At 59.6% G+C, this 15,000-nt stretch carries 12 protein-coding genes; 6 read left to right on the plus strand and 6 right to left on the minus strand.

The features are described 5' to 3' along the window. Window positions 1-2: 2 nt before the first annotated feature. From PMI37_RS03605 to gcbA, 6 genes are all read right to left on the minus strand, one after another. Window positions 3-1,280, minus strand: coding sequence for a Fic family protein (locus PMI37_RS03605; RefSeq protein WP_008078184.1), 1,278 nt, complete (start codon window positions 1,278-1,280; stop codon window positions 3-5). A 217-nt stretch (window positions 1,281-1,497) separates the two neighbouring features. Then, window positions 1,498-2,856: an acetyl-CoA carboxylase biotin carboxylase subunit gene (accC, locus tag PMI37_RS03610; protein WP_008078185.1), complete on the minus strand. Its 1,359-nt coding sequence runs from the start codon at window positions 2,854-2,856 to the stop codon at window positions 1,498-1,500. 17 nt (window positions 2,857-2,873) lie between these two features. Next, complete coding sequence (gene accB / locus PMI37_RS03615) at window positions 2,874-3,332, minus strand: acetyl-CoA carboxylase biotin carboxyl carrier protein (protein WP_008078186.1); 459 nt, start codon at window positions 3,330-3,332, stop codon at window positions 2,874-2,876. A 48-nt stretch (window positions 3,333-3,380) separates the two neighbouring features. After that, complete coding sequence (gene aroQ, locus PMI37_RS03620; protein ID WP_008078187.1) at window positions 3,381-3,833, minus strand: type II 3-dehydroquinate dehydratase; 453 nt, start codon at window positions 3,831-3,833, stop codon at window positions 3,381-3,383. Window positions 3,834-4,081: 248 nt separating this feature from the next. Next, on the minus strand, window positions 4,082-6,028 hold the full coding sequence (locus tag PMI37_RS03625; protein ID WP_008078189.1) for a methyl-accepting chemotaxis protein: 1,947 nt from the start codon (window positions 6,026-6,028) through the stop codon (window positions 4,082-4,084). Between the two features lie 51 nt (window positions 6,029-6,079). Further along, window positions 6,080-7,750: a diguanylate cyclase GcbA gene (gene gcbA, locus PMI37_RS03630; RefSeq protein WP_008078192.1), complete on the minus strand. Its 1,671-nt coding sequence runs from the start codon at window positions 7,748-7,750 to the stop codon at window positions 6,080-6,082. A gap of 436 nt (window positions 7,751-8,186) precedes the next feature. Between gcbA and PMI37_RS03635 the strand changes: the two genes are divergently transcribed. The 6 genes from PMI37_RS03635 (at window position 8,187) to PMI37_RS03660 (ending at window position 14,998) form a co-directional block, all read left to right on the plus strand. After that, entirely contained in the window at window positions 8,187-9,254 is a 1,068-nt protein-coding gene (locus tag PMI37_RS03635) for a DUF2333 family protein (RefSeq protein ID WP_008078193.1), read from the plus strand. A gap of 3 nt (window positions 9,255-9,257) precedes the next feature. Beyond that, the gene (locus tag PMI37_RS03640) at window positions 9,258-9,815 is read left to right on the plus strand and encodes an NUDIX hydrolase (protein ID WP_008078197.1); all 558 of its coding nucleotides are present in this window, start codon (window positions 9,258-9,260) and stop codon (window positions 9,813-9,815) included. A gap of 308 nt (window positions 9,816-10,123) precedes the next feature. Further along, complete coding sequence (locus PMI37_RS03645; protein WP_007914613.1) at window positions 10,124-10,495, plus strand: translation initiation factor Sui1; 372 nt, start codon at window positions 10,124-10,126, stop codon at window positions 10,493-10,495. A gap of 219 nt (window positions 10,496-10,714) precedes the next feature. After that, window positions 10,715-12,628 (plus strand): arginine decarboxylase, encoded by a 1,914-nt coding sequence (gene speA, locus PMI37_RS03650; RefSeq protein WP_008078205.1) that lies wholly within the window; start codon window positions 10,715-10,717, stop codon window positions 12,626-12,628. A 232-nt stretch (window positions 12,629-12,860) separates the two neighbouring features. Continuing rightward, a complete protein-coding gene (locus PMI37_RS03655; protein WP_008078208.1) occupies window positions 12,861-14,207 on the plus strand; it encodes a contractile injection system protein, VgrG/Pvc8 family in 1,347 nt (448 codons plus the stop codon). Next, entirely contained in the window at window positions 14,204-14,998 is a 795-nt protein-coding gene (locus tag PMI37_RS03660; protein ID WP_008078210.1) for a DUF4123 domain-containing protein, read from the plus strand. The genes PMI37_RS03655 and PMI37_RS03660 overlap by 4 nt, the downstream gene beginning before the upstream one ends. Window positions 14,999-15,000 lie beyond the last annotated feature (2 nt).

The raw sequence follows: 15,000 nt of genomic DNA on the forward strand, positions 1-15,000 counted from the left end.
TCCTACAGGGGATTTATGTCGTTTCTGGATTGTTCATTGACGTTGAGCCATTGCTGGCCTTTGGTCGTCAGGCGATAGCGTTGTAGTCGGCTGTTTGGCTGTTCGGGAACCGTCATCTCCAAGGCATCAGCAGCGAGGGCCGGCAGAATGTATGCCTTGCGGAAGTGGTCGGCATTTTTCAAATGCATGGCGTCTTGCAGTTCTCGTCTGCTCATTTCACCGGAAACCACTTTCAGTAATGCAGCGACTTCCATGGTGACTTCCATGGTGACTTCCATGGTGGAGTGTCCAGCCGCGCTTTTTGCTTTGATTGTCTGCGGGTGGGCAGGCAGTCGAACAACATAGGAAATGCGCTCGTCATCGGTTTCAAAGAGTGGAGGAGGTGAGCCGTTATTGGTCATGACCTTAAGTATTTTGGGTATTCCCGTCGACCGGCCCTCGGTCAAATCCAGCTCTTTGAGAAACTCGCCGATTCGCCGGTTACGATAACGACGACTTACCGCTCGCCCCAGCCGCAGGTCTTCCATTCGTATCGAACGGTCTGGCCCCGGAAAGCTCAGAATCACTAGCTCTGTCTGGCTGATGCGCACCTCAATAGGCTCCCGTTCCTCATATGAACGGTGGTAAACCGCATTGACCAGTGCTTCCTCAATCGCCGTGAACGGGAAATTCCATACGCGAGTGGCCTCTGCTCGGTCTGCATGCTTGATGACCGTTTCATGCAGAAAGTTGCGCTGAATATAGGCCAAGGCTTCGCGAGTGATTGAGGCGAGTGGGCCTTTGAAGACCTTTTCATCAAAGCGATCACCGTCGCTTCCTTCCGGGAACCATAGGACATCGATTTGTGTGCCGGGAAAAAAGTGATGGGGCGAGTCATTGAAAAACATCAGTCCTACGTTTTTTGGCCACGGTGATTCCGTTGGGCCGCCCACAATGTTCATTTGCCGGCCGAGTGCTTCAGTGGATAAATCATCTGCGTCCTCGGCGAGGGCGCTGCCAATTTCCTGCAGGAAGCCTTGCATCAACGGTTTGGAAAGATCAGTGACGCGAGCGCCAAGGTTGAAGCGATCATCAAACGGGACTTTGGCGGCAAGGCTCAAGAGCTCGTGTTCGATTTCACCTTTTGCTTCGACGGTGCTGCTGTAGCGACGGATGTAATAGTGCAGGCTTCGATGTTTGGCGGTTACTGCGGCGGGGGCTTTGTAAGGGCGGTTTTGTTGCGCAGAGCGTGCGAATGATCGGGTCAGGGTTCCAGCCTTTTTTGTACTCGATGCGCTCACTTTCGACCGTGCGCTGACGCAATAAATCGTTGAGATTGATGGGGAGTTTTTGAGGCATGGGCTGACTCTGTTTTCGTCAGCACGGTGCTGGCAAGGCCGCGATTATAGGCAGCCTGCACAGGCTACTGCCCGCCAGTAATGTTTCAAAATGACAGTATGAAACCTGCAGAAACAACAAAGCCGCCCGAAGGCGGCTTTGTCTGGTGCGGGCCGAAGCTTAGTGCTTCTCGCCAGCCAGCTTGTGCTCGAGGTAGTGAATGTTCACGCCACCCTTGCAGAAGCCTTCATCACGAACCAGATCACGGTGCAGCGGGATGTTGGTCTTGATCCCGTCAACCACGATTTCGTCCAGGGCATTGCGCATGCGTGCCATGGCTTCGTCGCGGGTCGCGCCGTAAGTGATCAGTTTGCCGATCAGCGAGTCGTAGTTCGGTGGAACGGCATAGCCACTGTACAGGTGCGAATCGACGCGAACGCCGTTGCCGCCTGGAGCGTGGAAATGCTTGACCGTGCCCGGGCTCGGCATGAAGGTTTTCGGGTCTTCAGCGTTGATCCGGCACTCCAGCGAATGACCGCGGATTACCACATCATTCTGAGTGAACGACAGCTTGTTGCCAGCGGCGATGCTGAGCATCTCCTTGACGATGTCGATGCCGGTGACCATTTCCGAAACCGGGTGCTCCACCTGAACACGGGTGTTCATTTCGATGAAGTAGAAACGACCGTTCTCGTACAGGAACTCGAAAGTACCCGCGCCGCGGTAACCGATGTCGATGCACGCCTTGACGCAGCGAGCCAGCACTTCTTCGCGAGCCTTCTCGTCGATGCCCGGTGCCGGCGCTTCTTCGAGAACTTTCTGGTGACGACGTTGCAGCGAGCAATCGCGGTCGCCCAGGTGGATCGCGTGGCCCTGGCCATCGGACAGCACCTGAACTTCGACGTGGCGCGGGTTGGTCAGGAATTTTTCCAGATAGACCATCGGGTTGCCGAACGCCGCGCCAGCTTCGGTGCGGGTCAGTTTGGCGAAGGCGATCAGGTCTTCTTCCTTGTGCACCACACGCATGCCGCGACCACCACCGCCGCCAGCGGCTTTGATGATCACCGGGTAGCCGACTTCACGACCAATGCGCAGCGCCGTTTCTTCGTCTTCCGGCAGTGGGCCGTCGGAGCCTGGAACGGTAGGAACGCCCGCTTCGATCATCGCGTGCTTGGCCGATACCTTGTCGCCCATCAGGCGAATGGTGTCGGCTTTCGGGCCGATGAACGCGAAGCCGGAGTTCTCGACCTGCTCGGCGAAATCAGCGTTTTCCGCGAGGAAACCGTAGCCTGGGTGAATGGCGGTAGCGCCAGTCACTTCGGCGGCCGCGATGATGGCCGGGATGTGCAGGTAGGACTGAGCGGCAGACGCCGGGCCGATGCAGACGGATTCGTCTGCCAGGCCCAGGTGCATCAGCTCTTTGTCGGCCTTGGAGTAAACGGCGACGGTCTTGATGCCCATCTCTTTGCAGGCACGCAGAATCCGCAGGGCGATCTCACCGCGGTTCGCGATCAGAACTTTTTCCAACTTCGCAGTCATCAAAGGCTCTCCGCAGTTCAAACGATGGTGAACAGCGGTTGGTCGTACTCAACCGGCTGGCCGTCTTCGACGAGGATGGACTCGATCACACCGCTGGTTTCAGCTTCGATGTGGTTCATCATCTTCATGGCTTCGACGATGCACAGAGTGTCGCCTTTCTTCACGGTCTGGCCGACTTCAACGAAGGCTGGCGAGGCTGGCGAAGATTTACGGTAGAAGGTGCCGACCATCGGCGAACGGGCAACAGTGCCGTTCAGCGCTGGCGCAGCAGCGGCAACCGGGGCTGCAGCAGCTACCGGAGCAGCAACAGGTGCGGCAGCCGGCGCTTGCATCGGGGCCGGCGCGTAGTACTGCTGAGCCGGGGTCTTGCTGTGACGGCTGATGCGTACGGACTCTTCGCCTTCCTTGATCTCGAGCTCGTCGATGCCGGACTCTTCCAGCAATTCGATCAATTTCTTAACTTTACGGATATCCATGAATCATCAACTCCCAAGGGTCGGTCAGGGGCGCTTAACGCTTGTATTTCAAGTCGTTGCCGGTGTTTCAAGCTGTTCTAGTGCAGCCTCCAGGGCCAGTCGGTAACCGCTGGCGCCAAGGCCGCAGATCACTCCCACCGCTACGTCGGAGAAGTAAGAGTGATGGCGGAAAGGTTCGCGTTTGTGCACGTTGGACAAATGCACTTCGATGAATGGGATGCTCACTCCCAGCAACGCGTCACGTAATGCGACACTTGTGTGTGTAAAAGCTGCTGGATTGATCAGAATGAAATCCACACCTTCGCCGCGCGCGGCGTGGATGCGGTCGATCAATTCGTACTCGGCATTACTTTGCAGATAGAGCAGATGATGGCCGGCTTCACGGGCGCGGCGCTCCAGATCCTGATTGATCTGCGCCAGGGTCGTAGAACCGTAAGTACCGGGTTCGCGGGTGCCGAGCAGGTTCAGGTTGGGGCCGTGCAGCACCAGAAGGGTTGCCATCTGCGTTGTCCTTGTTATGGGTGAGCAAAGTTCAGAACCCGGCGACTATGCCGCAAAGACTTTGTGACTGTCCAGTTCTATGCAATAGCCAGCACGATGGGCGATGTTTGCGCAAAATATGTGACCGAGTGATTAGATCCGGTCATTTGCGGTAATCCCTGTAGGAGCTGCCGAAGGCTGCGATCTGTTGATTTTTAGAAGCAAGATCAAAAGATCGCAGCCTTCGGCAGCTCCTACAGGGATTTTCGTCAGACGCGAAAGGCCTGCACGGCTGTATGCAGTTGGCCGCCAAGTACCAGCAAGTTCTCGCCCTGTTCGCGACCTTGGCCGATCCGCAGCAAGTTATCCCCACCCAACTGATGAATCCGCTCGCTGTGGTTGCGAATCTCGCTGACTGCGCCACTTTGTTGCGCCGTCACGTCGGCAATGCGGATTGCCGTGTCGGAAATGGTCTGGATCGCACCGACAATTTTATCCAGCGCGCCATCCGCCGCCTGCGCCTGATTGGCCGTGGCTTCGGCGTGTTCGACCTGTGCGCGCATGCCTTCGACCGATTGCCGCGCCGCCGTTTGCAGTCCGGCAATCAGCGTCTGAATTTCCGCCGTAGCCCCGGCGGTGCGCTGCGCCAGTGAGCGTACTTCCTCGGCGACTACAGCAAAACCACGACCCATTTCCCCAGCCCGCGCCGCTTCAATCGCCGCGTTTAGGGCCAGCAGATTGGTCTGGTCGGCAATCGAGCGAATCACCGTCAACACACCACCGATGGTCGCTGACTCCTCAGCCAGATGCTCGATCATCTGCGCATTGCCTTGCACTTCACCGACCAAGGCATGCAGTCCGGTCAGGCTTTGGCCGATCACTGTCTGGCCGTGCTCCACGGCCAGTCCGGCATGACGGCTGGCGTCTGCGGCCTGCTGCGCATCGCCGGCCACTTGCTGAATGGTCGCTTCCAGTTCACCGAGGGAGTCGCGGATCAGCGCGGTATCGCCGGCCTGATGTTCGGCGCCGCTGTGCAGATCGTTACTCAGTTCGGCGAGGGTGCGACTGCTGCCCGCGACTTGTTCAGCATTGCCACGAATGGTGCCGACCAGGTCCACCAGATAGGCGCGCAAGCGATTGAGCGAAGCCTCGATGTCGTGCAGTTCACGGTTGGTCTTACCCAGATGAATGTCGCGGCTGAAGTCGCCCTCGGCCCAGGTTGAAAGCGCCGGGGCGAGATTGGTCAGGGTGCGCGAGAGCCGCCGCTGCAAGGTATCGATCAGCAACGCGATCAGCAGAATCAAGCCGATCATCACACCTTGCATCAGGCGCACTTCGCCTTGAATTTGCCCGTGTTGCGCACGCACCACCGGTTCCAGGCCGGCGATGGCCTGCTGCACAGCGGTGATTTTCTGGTGGGTGGCGGTACTGAGTTCGGTGCGTTTCTGGATCTGCTCCCGGGTACGCGCCAGCTCCGCCGGATAGCGCCCGAGCAGGCTGTTGAGTTCACGTTTGAGGCCGACACCGGCATCTTCGGCGACGGTTTTTTCGCTGCTTTCGATGCCCATCATCGCGGCGAAATCGTCGCTGCCCGATTCGTTGCTGGCGACGACGCCGAGCAAGGGTAGGGCATCAATTGCTTGAGCCTGGGAGCGGATATTAGTGACTTCGCGCTCAACGTCGGCGGCCAGTTCACTGCGCCCGCTGCTGACCAGCTTGTCCCGTGCCAGCGACAGTTTGCCCAGGTGCTGCGAAGCGGCGAGCAGCGGCGTCAGATAAGCCGCATTGCCATTGGCGTAGGTGCTGAGTTGATCGAGACTGGCGCTCAGTTCACGTTCGGCCTGCAACAACAAGGCTTGCGGATCGCCGGCCAGTTTGCCGGCAGCGAGCAGGTCGGTTTTGCTGAATTCTTCCAGGCCAGTCAGGCTCGGACGCAGGGTGTCGGCCAGCGCTGGCGGTAATTCATTCAGTTCTGTCTGCAGGCCGGCGATGGCTTGGCTGGCGGCGCTCAGGCGCAAGGCGTCACCGCTGGCGAGGTAATCCTCGACGTTGCGCGCCACCTCATTCTGAAATTGCTGCGACAACCCCAGATACCGCTCCATCAACAGATACGGGCGTTCGAGGGCTTTTTGCGACCACCACAACGTGGCGCCGAGTGCGAGGCACACGGCGACCAGCAGCAGCGTATTGAGATTGGTGAGCAACTTCAGGCGCATGACGGCTACCAACGGCAGAAATGGTAAGCGCCTGAATTTATTGCGGTTCTGTTACAGGGTTATGACCGATTCGGTGGAATCCGATGAAAAAGTGGCACTTTGCTTTGATTCGCGCGCGGTCTGCACACGATTGCGCCCGGCACCCTTGGCACGGTACAGCGCCTCATCGGCCTGGCTGGCCATCATCAGGCTGTCGCAATCGTCATGCATCTCCACCACGCCGGCGCTGAAGGTGCACCACAAATCCTGCGGTTGCGCCGGGTAATGGATCTCGGCGAAGCGCTGACGGATTTCGTCGAGCACTTTGTGCGCAGCTTCCATATCGGTGTCGGGCATGACGATGGCGAACTCTTCACCGCCATAGCGGCCGATGAAGTCGGTCTTGCGCAAGCGCTGTTTAAGGAACAGTGCGAGGCTCTTGATCACGCGGTCGCCCATTGGGTGGCCGTGGCTGTCGTTGACCCGTTTGAAGTGGTCGATGTCGAGCATGGCAAAGCTCAACGGCTTGTTCTCGCGGCGGGCGCGGAACGAGCAGTCTTCGAGCAATTGCAGAATGTGCGTGTGGTTGTACAAACCGGTGAGGCTGTCGCGGACCATTCGCGCTTTCAGATTGCGCGCGCGGGCGGCGCGGTTGCGCACGGTAGTGATCAGATGGCGCGGCTTGATCGGTTTGGTCAGGAAGTCGTCGCCGCCCTCGCTCATCGCGTCGAGCTGCTTGTCCAGATCGTCCTCGGCCGACAGATAGATGATCGGCACGCTGACATAACGGTCGTTGTGGCGGATCACCTTGGCCAGTTCGGTGCCGGTGCAGGCCGGCATGTACATGTCGAGAATGATCAGGTCAGGCTGGAAATCCGCCAGTTCGGCCATCGCCTGAATCGGTTCGATCAAAGTGCGGGTGACGATGCCGGCGCTGTTGAGCAGGCGCTCGGTGTGCAGGGCCTGTGCGCGCGAATCGTCGATGATCAGCACTTTGTAAGGTTCGTACTGGGCGACGCAGGTGAGGACTTCGATCTTTTCCAGCAGGCTCGACGCTTCGAGGGTGCCGGTGAGGAACTCCTGGCCACCGGCGCGCACGGCGGCGAGACGGGTCGGGGTGTCGGTTTCATGCAGGCTGAAGAACAGCAACGGCAGCGGTTCATCCAGACCGACCTGGGCTTCGGCGGCGAGCTTCAGGCCGACACCGGTACCGCTGAAATCCACGTCCATGACGATCGCCGCGGGCAAGCGCTCGACCATCGAGGAGCGAAACGCGGAAACGCTGTCCAGCGCCTGCGCGCTCAACCCGAAGAATTCCAGTTGTTTGGCCAGACGCTCGGCACGGTCGTGATCCTGCAGCATCACGTAAATCGGTTTGCGCAGCGGCGGCAGGAACGTCTGGTCGAGTTGATCGCCATGGCGCAGGCCGGTGCGCGACAAGCGCTGCATCAAGCGATTGAGGTCGGTGATCAGGCCGCTGCTGAGGCGGCCGCGATTGGCGTCCACCGCTTCCAGCGACTGGCTGATGTGGTGCGCGAGTTGCGTGTGTTCCGGCTGTTCGAAACGCTCGGCAAAACGCAGCAGGCGCAAGTTCGCCTCGCTCAATTCGGCGAGGTCGACGGTGGACCATTCACTGCGTTGCAGGCGCTGCCATATCTCAAGAATCTGACGTGCCTGATGAATTACCCGCTGGGCAAAGTGGTGCTTGAGACGCTCACGGCTGGGGTCTTCTGGCTCGGTCATATCCTGACTACTAGTTAGGCTGCATGCTGAGATCGACTGGTGGCTCTATGCTAGCACCTCTTTTCCCTTAGACGAGTGTCGTACATCAATAATCTGCAGTACGACACAATTCAGTTTCTGACCGAAGAGTTCTGTTTTCGACCTGTTCGTCGGCGAAGTCCCCGCTAACCGGGCGTATTCCCGGTCAGGTGCTTAACTCAGGGTGATTTCTCGCGGGCGTTCGTATCCATGCGCTGAATGAGCGTTTGGCGGATTTTCCAAGGTCCGCATCAGCCCGGATACACATGGCGGCCTCAGGGATTCCCCTAGTTCTGATCGATACGTCATTCGCCCACATCATTTGCGGCTTATCTTTGCCGGCGGGTGCCCGGCCTTGGCACGTTGTTGTATGGTTGTGGTCGAACCGTTGAACCCAAGTGATTGAAAGGATATCGCCATGCTGGACTGGAAAAACCGCGCGGGCAGCGCGCCTGAACGTGCCGCTGAACCCAAGTCGGCCACCCGCAGCTACGTTGGCGGGCTGTTGTTCAGCCGCGCACTGGCCACCTTGATCGGCATTTACCTGCTGGTGACCATTGGCCTCGGCTGGTACTGGAGCCAGGAGCCCGCGCTGTTTCCGGTGGCGCAAAATGCCCAGGCGGCAGCCGAGAAAGAAGGCAAAAAAATGGTGGTCGGCTACACCACGGTGGAAACCCTGAAGACCGTCGCCGGCACCTTGCTCGACAAGCCGGGCGGTTATATTTCCAACGATCGTTTTCCGCCTGGCCTGTGGATGGACAACACGCCAAGCTGGGAATACGGCGTGCTGGTCCAGGTCCGCGACCTGACGCGCGCCCTGCGCAAAGACTTCGCCCGCTCGCAATCGCAGTCGGCTGAAGATGCCGATCTGGCCAAGGCCGAGCCGCGCTTCAACTTCGACAACAAGAGCTGGATCCTGCCGTCCAGCGAGTCGGAATATCAGGAAGGCATCAATTCCCTGAGCCGCTATCAGGCACGTCTGTCTGACCCTACCCAGAAGAACGCACTGTTTTATGCGCGCGCCGATAACCTCAACAACTGGCTGGGCGATGTCGGCACTCGTCTTGGTTCGCTGTCGCAACGGCTGTCGGCCAGCGTTGGCCGGGTCAAGCTCAACACGGCGCTGAAAACCGAGGTTCCGGCGGTCGGCGAAGTGCCGCAGGTTGACGAAGAAGTCGTCGAGACACCGTGGATGCAGATCGACAACGTGTTCTACGAAGCACGCGGTCAGGCGTGGGCGCTGTCGCATTTGCTGCGCGCGATTGAAGTCGACTTCGCCGATGTTTTGGCGAAGAAGAACGCCACGGTCAGCGTGCGTCAGATCATCCGTGAGCTGGAAGCCTCGCAGGAACCGGTCTGGAGCCCGATGATTCTTAACGGCAGCGGCTTCGGCGTCTTGGCCAACCACTCGTTGGTCATGGCCAACTATATTTCCCGTGCCAACGCCGCTGTGATCGATCTGCGTCAACTGCTCAATCAGGGATGAGTCATGTCCGATAGCGTGAAAGAAGCGGCGCACCGTGCCGCTTCGGATGCCGAACAGATCGCCTGGGTCGACGAGCAGGACAACCTGCTCGGCGCGCTGGTGCGTTCCGAGTTGCGCGAGCGCGGGCTGATCGGGCGGGGCACTTACATCATGCTGTTCAATTCCGCCGGTGAGCTTTGCGTGCATCGGCGCACCTTGAGCAAGGCGATTTATCCCGGTTACTGGGACGTCGCGGCGGGCGGGATGGTGCAGGCCGACGAAACCTACGCCGAGTCGGCGGCCCGTGAGCTGGAAGAGGAGTTGGGCGTGAGCGGCGTGGAACTCACGGCGCACGACCATTTCTTTTTCGAAGACACCGGTAACCGGCTCTGGTGTTCGGCGTTTTCCGCCGTGTGGGACGGCCCGCTGATCCTGCAACCGGAAGAAGTGCTGGAAGCGCGCTTTATTCCGGTCGGGCAGGTGATGCAGGAAATCCAGCAAAAGCCCTACTGCCCGGACTCCTTGGCCGCTTTGAAGCGCTATCTGAAGGCGCAGCAAAGCGACGTCGCAAAGAACACATAAATTGGCGCCGATTGGCACTTAGCAATCGGGATTTTTGCCGTTACACTGCGCGACCTTTTTTCAAACTGCACCGGATAGTTTGAGGTTGGCCTGCTGACACACTGTAGGAGCTGCCGAAGGCTGCGATCTTTTGATCCTGGTTTTTAAAATCAAAATCAAAAGATCGCAGCCTTCGGCAGCTCCTACATGTCAGCTGTCCAGGAATCGATATCCGGTGCAGTAGCGCTGCCCCTGCCTGAGTGGGGCTTCGCGGTCGCTGACCTTGCCCAAGGTTGCGATCAGTCTTTGTCCTCCCAAGAGGATTGCCGGTGGCCAAAAAAGCCGCATCCTTCGCCGCCCTTGGTGGCCTGGTATTTTCCACCGACGCAGGTCGTCATTGCCCGGAATGCAGTAAGCCGGTGGACGCCTGTATCTGCAAACAAACCGTGATCCCGGCAGGCGACGGCATTGCCCGCGTGCGACGCGAGAGCAAAGGCCGTGGCGGCAAGACGGTGACCACCATCACCGGCGTGCCCCTGGCCGAAGACGCGCTCAAAGAGTTGGCGACAACGTTGAAGAAACGTTGCGGCACTGGCGGGGCGTTGAAAGACGGCATCATCGAAATCCAGGGCGATCATGTCGAGCTACTCTTGGCTGAGCTGATCAAGCACGGTTTCAAAGCGAAGAAGTCCGGCGGCTAGCAGCCTCTGTGAAATCCATCTGCGGCTTGATCCGGCACTGAAATACTTCAGGTCCGGCGTCGTCTCCATGGTTTTCACAGAGCCTGTTCATGACCGGTTTCTAAACTCCACGCGGTCAGCGCGGTCTACCGCCGCGCTGACGAATCGTCATTTTCATTCTTTAGACTGCGCCGGCCTGCAATCAGGCGACGCACTATGACTTCTTTATAGGGGACTTCGATGTCCGTACGACGCACACGTAAAGACGATGGCAGCCAATGGACAGTTGCGGACAGCCGCAGTGTTTACGGGATTCGCCATTGGGGGGCCGGGTATTTCGCGATCAATGAAGCCGGTCGCGTCGAAGTTCGTCCGAACGGCCCGAAAAGTTCGCCTATCGACCTGTTCGAGCAAGTCGACCAACTGCGCAAAAGCGGTTTGTCCTTGCCGTTGCTGGTGCGTTTCCCCGACATCCTGCAAGACCGTGTCCGCCAGTTGACCGGCGCTTTCGATGCGAACATCGAGCGCCTGGAATACCAGAGCAAGTACACCGCGCTGTACCCGATCAAGGTTAACCAGCAAGAAGCGGTGATCGAGAACATCATCGCCACCCAGGACGTCTCCATCGGTCTGGAAGCCGGCTCCAAGCCTGAGTTGCTGGCCGTGCTGGCGCTGGCGCCGAAGGGCGGCACCATCGTCTGCAACGGTTACAAGGACCGCGAGTTCATTCGTCTGGCGCTGATGGGCCAGAAGCTTGGCCACAACGTGTTCATCGTCATTGAGAAAGAATCCGAAGTCGCTCTGGTGATCGAAGAAGCCGCCTCGCTGAAGGTCAAGCCACAGGTTGGCCTGCGCGTGCGCCTGTCGTCGCTGGCGTCGTCGAAGTGGGCGGACACCGGTGGCGAGAAATCCAAATTCGGTCTGTCGGCGGCACAGTTGCTGTCGGTGGTCGAGCGCTTCCGCGCGGCTGGCCTGGATCAGGGCATTCGCCTGCTGCACTTCCACATGGGCTCGCAGATTGCCAACCTGGCTGACTATCAGCACGGTTTCAAAGAAGCGATTCGTTACTACGGCGAACTGCGCAACCTCGGTCTGCCGGTCGATCACATCGACGTCGGTGGCGGTCTGGGTGTCGACTACGACGGCACGCACTCGCGTAACGCCAGTTCGATCAACTACGACATGGACGATTACGCCGGTGTCGTGGTCGGCATGCTCAAGGAATTCTGCGACGCGCAGGCCCTGCCGCATCCGCACATCTTCTCCGAGAGCGGCCGTTCGCTGACGGCGCACCACGCCATGCTGGTGGTGCAGGTGACCGACGTCGAGAAACACAACGACGAAATCCCGCAGATCGAAAACAAGGAATCGCTGCCGGAAACCGTACAGTGGCTGGTTGACCTGCTCGGCCCGACCGACATCGAAATGGTCACCGAAACCTACTGGCGCGCCACCCACTACATGAGCGACGTGGCCGCGCAGTACGCCGACGGCAAACTGACCCTGGCTGAAAAAGCCTTGGCCGAGCAGTGCTACTTCGCGGTGTGCCGTCGCCTGCACAACTCGCTGAAAGCCCGTCAGCGTTCGCACCGCCAAGTGCTCGACGAGCTCAACGACAAGCTGGCCGACAAGTACATCTGCAACTTCTCGGTGTTCCAGAGCCTGCCGGACACTTGGGCGATCGATCAGGTCCTGCCGATCATCCCGCTGCACCGTCTCGACGAAGAGCCGCTGCGCCGCGCCGTGCTGCAGGATCTGACCTGCGACTCCGACGGCAAGATCAATCAGTACGTCGACGAGCAGAGCATCGAAACCAGCCTGCCGGTACACGGTTTGAACGAAGGCGAAGACTACCTGCTGGGCGTGTTCCTGGTCGGCGCCTATCAGGAAATCCTTGGCGACATGCACAACCTGTTCGGTGACACCGACTCGGTGAACATCTATCAGAACGCCGATGGCAGCGTGTACCACGCCGGCATCGAGACCCACGACACCATCGAAGACATGCTGCGTTACGTGCACTTGTCGCCGGAAGAACTGATGACCCACTACCGCGACAAGTGCGCCAGTGCGCGCATCAGTGCCAGCGAGCGCACGCAGTTCCTCGATGCCTTGCGTCTGGGCCTGACCCGTTCCTCCTACCTGTCTTCCTGACATCGGCTGTGATCTCGCCGGGTTGTCTGAATTTTCCCCACACGCTGTGGAAAATTCGGATAACCCGGTGGGATATCTCCTAAATTCCCTGCCAAATCCTCGCTTATCCCTGCCCGCAAACTCATTTGGTCTGCTTTTCGCGTAGGTCATTTCCTAAGTTGTACTTCGGCACTCTACTCGGCCATGGCTCTCGGCGAGAATCCCCGGCCGCCCCTCCTGTAGAGATCCGCCTATGTTTGATCCAGTCAACGAGCCGACGTTTCGTCTCGATGTAGCGGGCTTGTCCGACGCCTTCGAAGTGCTGGCGTTTTCCGGTAGCGAGGCCCTCAGCGAGCCGTTCGCCTTCGACATCGATGTGTTGGTCGAGGACGCGCAACTGGATCTCGCTGGCCTGTTGCACCGTTCGGTGTTTTTGCAGTTCGGCGCCGCGTGCAACGGCGTTCACGGGCTATTGCACAGTGTTGTCCAGCACGAGCACGGCCAGGGTTCGAGGCTGTGCCGGGTGCGGCTTGGCCCGAGGCTGAACTGCCTGGACCTGCGTTTCAGTCAGCGGGTGTTCAGTGCCTGTTCGATACCGCACATTCTCGCGCAGGTGCTCAAGGAGCACGGGATCGTCGGTGCCCAGCGACGCTTTGAGTTGGCGGGTGACTATCCGGCGCTGGCTTTCTGCACTCAGTACCGGGAATCGGATCTGCAATGGCTGCAGCGCTTGTGTGCGCAAGCCGGCATCCATTATCACTTCGAGCATCGACGCGACGGTCATTGCCTGGTGTTCGGCGACGATGTCGCGCGCCTGCCGCGCGCAGGGGCGGCGCGTTTTGCTGGCGCGGCGGAGAACGAGGCGCCAGCGGTCCGCCGATGGCGCCTGCAGGATGTCTGGTCGCCCGATGCCCACGGCGCGCCAGTTGCACAAATGGCCGAGGGCGAAACCGATGTGCCGAGCCTGCGCAGTGGACGCTGGCTGCCGCTGGCGGGGCATCCGTTTGCCGAATGCAATCGCCAGTGGCTGTTGTCGCGGGTTGAACACCATGCTGATCTTTCGCAGGATCCGCCGTATGGCAACCGGGTTTTCGCCACCCTTAATAACCCATCGCGTGTCCCCGACCTCCAACCCGTCAAGCCGCGGATGCACAGCCTGCAACGCGCCTGGGTGGTGGAAGTGGATGAGCCTCGCCCCGACTGCTCGCGGCCGGTGGCGGTGCAATTCGACTGGCTGTATCAGGGCGAAGGCGCCGCCGCCAGCCACTGTTGGCTGCCGTTGGCGCCGGCACTGGCCGACAAGGCATTGCCGTGGTTGCGTGAAGGGGTCGAGGTGGTGGTGAGTTTTCTTGAGGGTGATCCGGATCAACCGGTGATCAGTGGCGTGCTGCAGGCGCCGCTTGCCGATGAAGAAAAATCGCAGGAACCGGCCCCGCTGCCGGAGCATTTGCACAGTGAAGGCTTGCCGCAACTGTTGAAGAGCGCGCAACCGCTGGTGCTGTTGTGCCTGATGCCTGGCGGTGGCAGCTACAACCATTGTCGGCAGTCGGTTTGCAGCTGTCGGCTGGTCAGTGCGCTTGATCAGAGCGGTCGCGGATGAGCGCCGTAGCGCTCGACCCGATGTCGTCATGGTTGTTGCTGGATGTCCAGGAGTCGCCACAGGCGCTGAAGGTGTTGCGGCAGGCATTCGTCGGGCTCAAGTATTTCTGGCTGTTCGACAGCACCGAGTTTCAGACCGTGCGTGAGCAAGGGCCGTTGCTGATCGAATTGCAGGACAGCGAAGCGCTGCAAGCGTTATGCCTGCGCGACCCACAGCTATGGCGCGGTCTGTTGCTGGAGAGCGCCGCATCGACACCAGCGCTGCTCGCGCATTTGCGGCGCATGCTCACCGTGTCCTTCGGCCTGCACCATCGCGCCATGCTCGGCTATTACAACCGGCAGACTGCCAGTTACTTCTTCGATGCCTGTGATGCCCGTGAGTTGAGCCGCTGGCTCGGGCCGATCGACCAGTTGCGCTGGTTCGGCGGCACATGGGCAGACCGGGCGATCGGCAGTCAGGGCTGGCAGCAACTGCGTAACCCAGGCCTGGCGGTGGCGCCGCTGGCCGTTGAGGAAAGCCTCTCCGCGCGGCAACGCGAGCGTCTGCAAAGCTGTCTGCTTGAGCAGCACATCTGGCGCTGGTGCCAATCAATGGGAACCGATTACGCAACGCTGTCCTCCCATGTTCAGCAGGGGCTGGCGCTGGGTTTCAGCGATCGTGACGTGCTCGATGGCTGGCTGTGGCTACGCTTGCTGCATCCGCGGGCTGTGCTGGTGCCGCCGCCAGCGGGGCTGACCCAGCAGGCAGGGCTCGATCATGTGCGCCGCCAATGGCAGAACGATCAACCGTGAAA

Origin of the sequence: Pseudomonas sp. GM80, from assembly GCF_000282515.1 — a bacterium.
GTDB lineage: Bacteria > Pseudomonadota > Gammaproteobacteria > Pseudomonadales > Pseudomonadaceae > Aquipseudomonas.

Coding starts and splice junctions, on each gene's coding strand:
- accC (WP_008078185.1), bottom strand. CDS start 2,856: ATGACTGCGAAGTTGGAAAAAGTTCTGATCGCGAACCGCGGTGAGATC.
- accB (WP_008078186.1), bottom strand. CDS start 3,332: ATGGATATCCGTAAAGTTAAGAAATTGATCGAATTGCTGGAAGAGTCC.
- aroQ (WP_008078187.1), bottom strand. CDS start 3,833: ATGGCAACCCTTCTGGTGCTGCACGGCCCCAACCTGAACCTGCTCGGC.
- PMI37_RS03625 (WP_008078189.1), bottom strand. CDS start 6,028: ATGCGCCTGAAGTTGCTCACCAATCTCAATACGCTGCTGCTGGTCGCC.
- gcbA (WP_008078192.1), bottom strand. CDS start 7,750: ATGACCGAGCCAGAAGACCCCAGCCGTGAGCGTCTCAAGCACCACTTT.
- PMI37_RS03635 (WP_008078193.1), top strand. CDS start 8,187: ATGCTGGACTGGAAAAACCGCGCGGGCAGCGCGCCTGAACGTGCCGCT.
- PMI37_RS03640 (WP_008078197.1), top strand. CDS start 9,258: ATGTCCGATAGCGTGAAAGAAGCGGCGCACCGTGCCGCTTCGGATGCC.
- speA (WP_008078205.1), top strand. CDS start 10,715: ATGTCCGTACGACGCACACGTAAAGACGATGGCAGCCAATGGACAGTT.
- PMI37_RS03655 (WP_008078208.1), top strand. CDS start 12,861: ATGTTTGATCCAGTCAACGAGCCGACGTTTCGTCTCGATGTAGCGGGC.
- PMI37_RS03660 (WP_008078210.1), top strand. CDS start 14,204: ATGAGCGCCGTAGCGCTCGACCCGATGTCGTCATGGTTGTTGCTGGAT.